The sequence below is a fragment of the Flammeovirga sp. SubArs3 genome, assembly GCF_947387565.1.
Taxonomy (GTDB): Bacteria; Bacteroidota; Bacteroidia; order Cytophagales; family Flammeovirgaceae; genus Flammeovirga; species Flammeovirga agarivorans.
Genome location: NZ_CANDOA010000018.1, coordinates 22770 through 32962 on the forward strand (window position 1 = coordinate 22770; position 10193 = coordinate 32962).

3 protein-coding genes are annotated in these 10193 nt (G+C 32.1%); 1 reads left to right on the plus strand and 2 read right to left on the minus strand.

The features are described from left to right. Positions 1-630 precede the first annotated feature (630 nt). Positions 631-2676, minus strand: a complete 2046-nt coding sequence (locus tag QL232_RS26735) for a hypothetical protein (RefSeq protein WP_281616446.1) — start codon at positions 2674-2676, stop codon at positions 631-633. 1 nt (position 2677) lies between these two features. Further along, positions 2678-7867, minus strand: coding sequence for a C25 family cysteine peptidase (locus QL232_RS26740; protein WP_281616447.1), 5190 nt, complete (start codon positions 7865-7867; stop codon positions 2678-2680). A 129-nt stretch (positions 7868-7996) separates the two neighbouring features. Here QL232_RS26740 and recG point away from each other — a divergent pair, with 129 nt between their 5' ends. Then, the gene (gene recG, locus QL232_RS26745) at positions 7997-10102 is read left to right on the plus strand and encodes an ATP-dependent DNA helicase RecG (RefSeq protein ID WP_281616448.1); all 2106 of its coding nucleotides are present in this window, start codon (positions 7997-7999) and stop codon (positions 10100-10102) included. Positions 10103-10193 lie beyond the last annotated feature (91 nt).

A 10193-nucleotide genomic window follows, 5' to 3' on the forward strand; every position in this document is an offset into this window, starting at 1 on the left:
ATAATACTTTTCACTATAATCATAAAGCCAACAGGTATAGCAATTCTCTTATCTTTTTTGCTGTATGTATTTCTTGTTAAAAGTAATCTATCAAATAACCGAAAAACTATGTTTTTTGTGATATTGTTTATTTTGTTTGTGATCTTATCAAGAATCTATTTAAGAAGTTTTAATGTAATAAGTGAGTATGTGAGAGGAGAGGTGGTTTATGCAGTCTCTATCTATAAGTCAATCATTCAACAATTTCCTTATCTGGTAATAGAAAATAAGAATATTAAAATACCTCCAGAACATCTACTCACTTTTGATAGAATAATCTTATTTATCGTTGAAAACCCTATCTATTGGTTAAAATTGTTTTTCCGGAAATTATTTTTCTACATTCTTCATATTCGACCATATTGGTCAAATTTTCATAATATAAATTCTCTAATTGTTTTATTACCATGTTATGCACTTATTATTTTTAGGCTGATAAAAGTTGGGGTCAATCGAAAAGATATAGTATTAATAGGTCTAATCTTTCTTAATTCTCTTATTGTATCATGTACAATTGTAGATTGGGATGGTCGTTTTTTTATGCCAATATATCCAATCATTATTCTTTGTACAGCTGAGGGGTATTCTATTCTAAAAGAAAATATCACCGTGTTTATTAAGGAGAGAATCTAAAGAATGCTTATTAAATATCATGAAATCTTTAAAAAATAATTTCTGCTTGCGTCTTCTTTGTTCTGGAGTGATGTGGTTTACAATATCATAAAAATAGATATATTCTTTATTTTCAATATCTAGAGAAAGTGAAATAGGACGACGAGAATTTAGTTTAAAGTCTAATTTTGTTGCTCCCCATTTATTAGATAATATAGAATAATTTATTAGGTATTTTTTTTGTGTAATCGGATTAGAATTTTGATAAACACTAACCCTGTTTAATTTTAGACTATCTTGATGGTAATGATAATTCCAAAATAAAAGGGAATATTCTTTTTTCAATTGTAAACTGTCAACACTCATTTGTTTAATGAGTTGATTTCCTGAGTATGAGATAAATACACTGTCATCTTGATATGAAAGAGCGGTCTTCTTTAGATCATCGAAATAAACCTTTTTATTGAGAAAATAGTCAATATTTACGATTAATGCTTTAGTCCCGTTAATCTCAATACTTTTGCCATTTATTCTATCACCTATTTCTTGTAGGTTTATGCTATCACCATGTAACAATACTTTAGAATTTCTCTTGAAGTATTTATTAATATTAGATCTGTTTTCCTCTAAACTAAATCGATGAAACTGTTTGTTTATAAATCTCTCTTCATCGCTTAATCTAGATAAATAATTATGTGTTGTTGGTTTTTGAGTATAATAGGCTAATTTGTAAGAGTCTTTGATTACTTTTTTGTCATCTGTAAAATTTCCGAAAACCGGAATAACACAACTAATATCGTTAGGTATATCATTAAGTTTAATTCGTGAATTATATGGGTTAGATGTGATAGTTAAATCATTTCTAATATCTATTTGATAGTATATACTTTCAATCGTTCCAATACCAATAATTATATAGATTAAATATCTACTTGAAGAAAGACAAATTAAGTAGATACAGCAAATTGATAAAGTGAAATTAGAAAGCCAACTGAACCGTTCAAGTGATCTAACTTGTTCTAGGTAAGGAATTGTTCTTATGATAAATTCAAATCTTAATAATACGCCTGTCCCATAAACCAATATACCAAAACCTAGAATCGATATGATTAAAATTTTTGAAGGGATCTTGCGAATGGTTTTAAGGTAGAATAAATTGAAACAAATTATTATAACCGTAAGCCAAAACCAATAATTAAAATTTGCTTGGTAATACGTGTGATATTTTTGATCATAAAATGGTAATAGTATTTGTCGAATTGATAGGTTAAAATCAAATAATAATAATGGATGAGAACTTCTCCATAAATGATCATCCGTGATTTTTAATAATGATAAATAAAATATAGTGGGAAGTAATAAATAGATTAGGTTAAAATTAAAAACTCTTCTTTTTATACTAGTTAGAATAAGGTATAGTAATGTAACTATACTTAAAAAGAACCCAGTATAGCTATGTATGAAATAGCTAAAAAATAATAAGCAGAATAGCTTTAATAAGTTGTTTTTATTTTGTGTTAATAAGAAGATTGTATAGGGTAATAATGCTATTAGAAAAAATAATCCAAAATGTAGGGAAACCCTTGAGGTAATTGGGTTTGATAAAATAATAATTACACTAAAAAAAGAAGAGTAAAATAAGTTAACCTTAAATGAGATGAGTATTCTATAAGTATAGTAATAACCAATTCCATAAGATATGATTAATAGATAGTGTAAAATTCCAATTGAATTAATAGGAGGGCACCCTAAATAATATAAGCAACTTGAAATGATAGGTATACTATCTGTGAATAAGATAGCTTCTCCAAATGGAAAATTAAAAGCATTAAGGTTTAATTCAGGTCCGAATTGTACGATCCAGGCATATAAAAAGTAATTTTTTAATGCATCATTTTCGGTACTAAGTAAATAAGAGTTTGGATAAAAGAAAAGTTCGTGAAAAACACTTCCAAGAATAATATATAGTATTATAAGACCAATTATTGTTGGTAGATGTTTGTTAGTTCTAGAAATTGAATACATATTATTTTAACAGGTAAAGTTTACCAATGTTATGTTTAAAAAGATTGTCCTTGCTTTTTTGGTTGTGCTTAAATGTACCGTTTGCCTTTTGAGGTATGATCACACGATATAAGTAGACACCATTAGCTAACTGATCTCCAAATTCATCTTTACCATCCCATGCATATTCCGAAATATTTGTACCGATTCGTATTGGTCCTAACTCATCTTGGAAAATTTCTTTTACAACTCTGCCTGTTACAGTCATTATTTGAATTTTGATTTCCTCAGGAACATCAATACCAGTAATTTGAAATACAAACTTCACCCGATCAGAAAATGGATTTGGATAAGGATAGAAATTTGTAATTGAGGCCTCTTTAATGATTTCGAAGTCAACTTGAAGTTTATTGTCTCTAGCGTCATTTTTTGTGTAACCAGTATTATTACCAGATGGATCTTTACCTCTTACTTCTAGTGTATATCTACCTGACGAAATGAGATTGTCAGATGGATCGATTAGGTTTATTGGTGTAACATCATCAAGATTAAAAGAACTGATGATATGATTTTTGTTCCCAATATTCTCAATGGAAATATTGTTCGAATTAATGCCATAACTCTGATCTTCTTCATCATATAAAATCAGAGTGAGAAGAGAAGTAGTATCGCCATCTATAATTGATAGATAATTTTCTTCAAGTGATAAGTAGTTGTTTTCATCAACTAGACTAACACTTACATTTGCTGAAGGGGAAACATTATCTCCACTAATGATTCTATTTCCGTCAAATAATACTTCAATTAATGGGTTTGTTGTATCTGTGCTAATAGACATAAACTCAGTAATACTGTTATTATTGAAGACTATTTCATTGATAGCTCTATCAGAGTTTACAAAGGTAAGTACCTCAGCATCTCCTGAAATTCTTCGACTAGTATTGTCTTTGTCCCATGTTGTAGGAGAAACATCTATAGAGATTTCACTATTTGGTAGTATAGGAGGTATTGAGTATGTATCATTAAAGGTTTCAAATTTATTTTCTAATGATTTGTATTGGATACTAACTAATACGCTATCTTGAAAGGGTTTATCACTGATATTAATAAATGAATATTGATAATCAATCGGTTGTCCTTGTTCAAAGTTGGTGTCAGTATTTGTAGAATTATTAATAATGACCCCTTCTGGAGCTTCATCGTAAGCAACTCTCCAGTTCTGTAATTGTGCAACAGTTTTATCAATATTATCCGTTAGTGTTAATTCTAGGTTTATATAATCATAACTTCTTAATGTATCTAATAAACCTAAATCAAGTCCTGAATCATCAGGAATAATACTAGTGTTAAATAGAGAATCGAAAACAAAAGAACTACCTGTTTCATTTAAAGTTACTCCATTAATAGTAGTACTAATAATATCATTAGCATCATAGTTTATGTTCATCCATAGTCTAGAAAACTCATTAGACGGTCCAATTGGAGCAGTGATAATTTTTGCTGAAGTAACATCTCTATTTATCACAAAAGTTTCTTCTAGCAACTCATTAGTAGAGGTAGCGGCAACAGTCAAACTATTATCTGAAGTCATGTCATATCTACTCCAACCTATAAATGCAAGTCCTCTATCAGGAAGTTGTTGTAGCATTTCAGAGGTATTTAATCCAACAGTGTCTAATGCGATCATATTGTTATCATAGATTGCTCTGTGATCCGGGTTGGTAATATCATCATCTTGAAAATAGAAATCCCCAGCAATTATTGTAAGTACATAATCACCTCTAACAATAGTTTCCATTTTATATTCACTAGCATCAGAAAATAGTGCATAAGGGCCATTTCTGGCATTAATTTTACCTTTAAAATCAGCTTCACTATATCTCATAGCAGCAGGTATAGTTCCTTCACCACATCTTAGTGGATTCCAACTGGATTGCTGTGCTACCTTTATTTGTCCAGTGTTTTGATCAAAGACCATATTTATCATTCTTCCACCACCAGAGCAACTACCTTCTACAAGGTATTCTACTCCATCGAGTTTTACTTCATATGTCTCTCCGTTTTCATATGAGCCTCCTCCTGCTTTGACTTCTATAATAGCATCGTCAATGGGAAAGCTCCATTCAATTCCATTAATACCATTATTTAGGTTTACATTTTGAATTTCATTTTGTTGCATCTGAGAAACAGTACTTTGCATCCAACCTTTACCACTATTATTAGGTAGTTTTGTAAAACTTATAGAGTTCCATGTTGAATTATTTGAAGTATTTCTAACTCTAACATAGTAAACTGTAGTATCTGTTGCAGTGATTGGTGCATTCCACTTGAATAGTTGGTTACCAGTTACAGTTTCTTCGAAAATAGGATCACTAAAGACACTGTCAGCAAACAATTGGAAATGTGCTGTCTTTGTAGTGTTTTCTTGAAGGTAATCATAAGCATAAATAGTGATACTTTCATCATGCGTGACTGATAGGTCTTGTGGGTAAATAAAATCAATTTTATCACTAAAAAATAAAACTTCTTTAGTGACAGTGTTGTTGAATGTATTTTCCTCATCAAGAGTGATATCAACCATATTGTTAACAATCGAATCACCGATAGTTACAATGATAGAATTTGTACCTGCACCATTAACCTTATCTTCATCACTATTAGGAACAATAATTTGATAATTGGTATTGTTATAAGGAGCATCAATAGGATCACTTATAAATATATTTCTAGATAACTGTCCGTTGTTATATCTTCTCTGTACTTGAATATATACTTTCTGATTAGGAATAGCTTTACCGTAATTTCTGAGGTTACAATCTAAGATATAGAAATCATCCTCACTATTGAGAGAAGAAGAATTTTGTGGAGTGATTAGGGTAGCAGCTTCGTCTAATGCAAAATCTACCTTAGAAGGAGATATTTTTAAGTACGGGTCTCCTTGTAAGTCATATTGTTCAATAGTTGATAACCTTAGATTATTTTCGTTAAACATTGCAGCTTGAGTTTGACGAATATGTGTACCAATATGATCACCAATTTGTTCTTGGAACGCCTGTTCATAAAAACGTTCTCCATATAGACGAAGCTCGGTTTGATTACCTAGTCCAGACTTGGCAAGAAACCCGATAGCACCTTTATTTGCTGTATTTATCCAGTCCTCCCCCCAAGTTATACTTGATGTTAGAAAGTCACCTCCATTACATCCACTCATAATTACAAATGGATATTTTCCTCTGTTATTGTAGTTGTTGGCTGGGTCACTAACAAGTCCAATGTCAATATCAGCACCACTAGTAGAAGAATGACCATAAAATGTCATTATATTAATACCTTCGTTGACAAAATCAGAAACGTCTACTTTTTCAGTTGACCCATCAGAAGATCTACTAACAATCGATGCACTTCCTCCTTCTAATGTATCTACATAGATATTTTTATAATCTTGAACATAACCTCTGAACTGTTGTTGCTGGAATGCATTTTCTCCTCCACTTAAAAGAAGAGCATCTTTTTGCCATAAATTTTCAAAAGGTAGAGATTCGAATTCTTGCACTTTAGCCAGATAGTCATTAATAATATCATTATTGTAAGCATTAACTCGGCCAATACTTATACTTGGTAATTCGTCATCAAGCCCCATTGAATAGGCAACATCTGAACCAGGAAAACCAAATGAGGGAATATAATGATACCCTATATTTCCATCAGGTGTTTGGTCGAAATTGTTTTCATAGGGATCTTTATTTAAATCTAGACCTTTACCTAGAAGTAAAACAAATTCTAGGTTTTCATCTTTTAATAGATTAATACAATTTCTAATTGCTAAAGGATTTTTTTCACCCCAAGAAAAGGTATTGAATAGTTTTTCTATTTCAGCTAAATATACTGAGTTACCTCCACCAGATGCAGATTTTCTATAGTTAGAATAGTTGGAAGCAGCCGTAATCAAATTACTGTGTGTAACAACAAGGTAATTATAATTATATGTATTGTTAGTGAATTCAAATTCTGCTACAGGGATATTATTTATTGGTATTGTAGAATGAGCATAGTATAGGTCTGTTTTTTCACCATTTGTTTTTTGAGGAATATGAATTTCATTACTACTTGATAAATAATATTTCGGTGTAGATGGATCTGAAACATCTAAAAATAAACCATCATTTGATGGTGAGGTAGTTTTGTATGCTTGATCAGAGTCAACTGAAAATTTTAAATCAAATGAAGCACTAAGAATAGAATGATCTTGAGGATAGTATAAGTTAAAATAAACTACTCCTATCTGATTTTTATCAGTGGTTTTACTTCCATTGTTATTGTCATTAATGACTACATTTATACCATTGTCATTTGATGCAAATTGATCAGATGTTAATGGTATAGAAATAGGAGTGGAGCTTCCATATTGTGTGATATTTTGAGTAGGAGACTGGTAACTGCCTACCGTAATACTTACAGCAGCCGTCCTATATGCATAGTTTATAAGTCTTGTTTCAAGAGTTGCACTTGTAATTCTATTCGAATATTGTTTAGTTCTTAATTGAAATAACATCGGGTCATTATTTGATCCAGATGGATTCCATTTCTTAGAATTATTATCATAAGTTGACCAAGAGCGAGGTTGTCTAAAAGTAGATCCAAAAGATGTTCTTTGATCCCCATTAACACTTGTACCTTTTGAAAAAGATTGTCTTAGATTAAAAGATTGGGTTAGAATCTCTCCATTTATTCGATTTCCTCTGTATGTTTCTTTATACCAGTGGGTTTCTAAGTTTTGGCCACTTGAATTGTAAGGAACTTCTTCCATTTCAAGTTGAGTCTCGTTGGAGCTATTTCCAGATGGGTCTAGAAAATAGACTGCTGTTCTTGAATATATTGGCTCGTATGGGTTAATAAAGTCGTCATTATCTCTAAATAAATCTTGATCTGTATAACCATCATTGGGATATCCATAGAAAATTAATGTGTTGTCTACAATCCTAACAGCAACTTGTTCACCTCTTCTATACAACTTGAGATTTGTTTTATTAAGATTACTGAGATTTGATAAATTGACACTATAAACACCCATCGAGTCTACTTCAATTTTATAAAATGTAGAATTTCGTGTTTTCTCCCTCCACGCATCAAGACGATCCTCAGACGATTGAGCATAAGCAGAAAGACTAAAAAAGTTGATGAGTAATATTAGAATGACAATAACTTGTCGCATATTAATGTGTGTAGAATAATGAATTAATTTAGAAACCCTTTATTTAAATTTAATAGTTTTCGATAGATTTCTACTAATTTCGAGCCATAGTCTATCAATTAATTTGGCATAATAAAGTTATCGATTCAAGTGAGTACTGTTTTTGATACCAAAATTGAGTTTTTAAAAGGGGTTGGAGCTGTTAGAGCAGAAATTCTGAATAAAGAACTAGGGGTATATACCTTTGGTGATTTATTAGAACAATACCCTTTTCGTCATGAAGACAGAACTAAGTTTTATAAAATAGGTGAAGTCTTTGATGATACTGCTTATGTACAGATGATTGGCAGATTGACCTCTTTAAATAGTGTGGGTGACGGCAGGGCCAAACGATTGATGGGTATTGTATCTGATGAAACAGGTGAAATGGAACTCGTCTGGTTTAAAGGTGCAAAATGGATAGAGCGAAAGTTAAAAGTAGGGAGTTGGTATATCGTATATGGTAAACCACAACGCTACGGTTATAAATTATCGATTGCTCATCCAGAAATGGATGAATATGATCAAGGTGCATCACAAGCGAAGTCGGGAGGTTTACAGCCTGTGTATCATACCACAGAAAAAATGAAAGCGAAAAGTTTTGATAGTAGAGCACTAGCTAAACTTACTCGTACTTTATTGGAAAAAGTCTATCATGATATTTCTGAAACTTTACCTGAATACTTAATCAAGGAGAATAACCTTATTTCAAAAGGATTAGCGGTGGCATGGACCCATTTTCCTAAAAATCCTCAAACTTTACAACAGGCTAAAGATCGACTGAAGTTTGAAGAATTATTTTTCCTTCAGTTGAAAATCATAGCGTCTAAAGTTGGTAAAAGAACAGATAAGTACCGAGGACAGATTTTTGATAAAATTCCAACGTTTAATATTTTTTATAAAGAACACCTTCCTTTTGATTTAACAGGTGCCCAAAAAAGAGTGGTAAGAGAGATTTATGATGATATGAGAAAAGGATATCAAATGAATCGATTACTACAAGGAGATGTGGGGTCTGGTAAAACTATTGTTGCATTTATGTGTATGTTGATGGCTTTGGATAATGATGCTCAGTCGGCATTAATGGCTCCTACTGAAATCTTAGCACAACAACACTATAATGGATTAAAACCATTTGCAGATGACATGGGGGTAACCATCGAGTTGCTCACAGGGTCCTCAAAGACTAAAGATAGGAGAAGGATAGATGAGACGCTTAGAGATGGAAGCTTAAAAATAATTGTAGGTACACATGCTCTTATTGAAGATAAGGTAGATTTCTATAACCTTGGTTTATGTGTTATTGATGAACAACATCGCTTTGGTGTAGCGCAGAGAGCTGCTCTTTGGAAAAAGAATAGTAAGGAGAAGCCTCATATGCTTGTAATGACAGCCACACCAATTCCTAGAACTTTGGCGATGACAGTTTATGGAGATCTTGAAGTGTCGATTATCGATGAACTTCCTGCTGGTAGAAAACCTATTATTACTTGGCATAAGTTTGATAAAGGCAGATTAAGAGTTTTTGGTTTTATGAGAGAACAGATAGAGTTGGGAAGACAGGCTTATATTGTTTATCCTCTAATTGAAGAATCCGAAACACTCGATTATAAAAACCTTGAGGAAGGATATGAAAGTGTTTCAAGAGCTTTTCCAGACTATAAAGTAAGTATTGTTCATGGTAGAATGAAGCCGGCTGATAAAGATGCCGAGATGCAAAGGTTTGCTGAAGGGAAAACTCAAATAATGGTGGCTACTACCGTAATTGAAGTAGGAGTGAATGTTCCTAATGCAAGTATTATGGTTATCGAGAACGCTGAGAAATTTGGCTTGGCACAATTGCATCAGTTAAGAGGAAGAGTAGGTAGAGGAGCTGAACAATCGTATTGTGTATTGATGACTGGAGACAAGCTATCAAAAGATGGAAAGGTACGTATACAAACGATGGTAGATACTACAGACGGATTTAAGATAGCTGATGCGGACTTAAAATTAAGAGGACCAGGAGATATTGAGGGCACTCAACAGAGTGGAGTGTTAGATTTAAGACATGCAGATATTGGACAAGACTCGGCGTTATTGCAAAAAGTACGAAATATTGCAGAGAATATATTAGATGAAGACCCTGACTTAGTAAAGGAAGAACATGCTATTATTAAGCAACAGCAATCTATGCTGGTAAGAAAGTCAGTGACGAATTGGAGTAGAATTAGTTAAAAGCAAATGATATAAAAAAAGCATCAAACCTTTCGATTTGATGCTTTTTGTTAGCAGAGAGTGAGGGATTCGAACCCCCGGTACCTCGCGG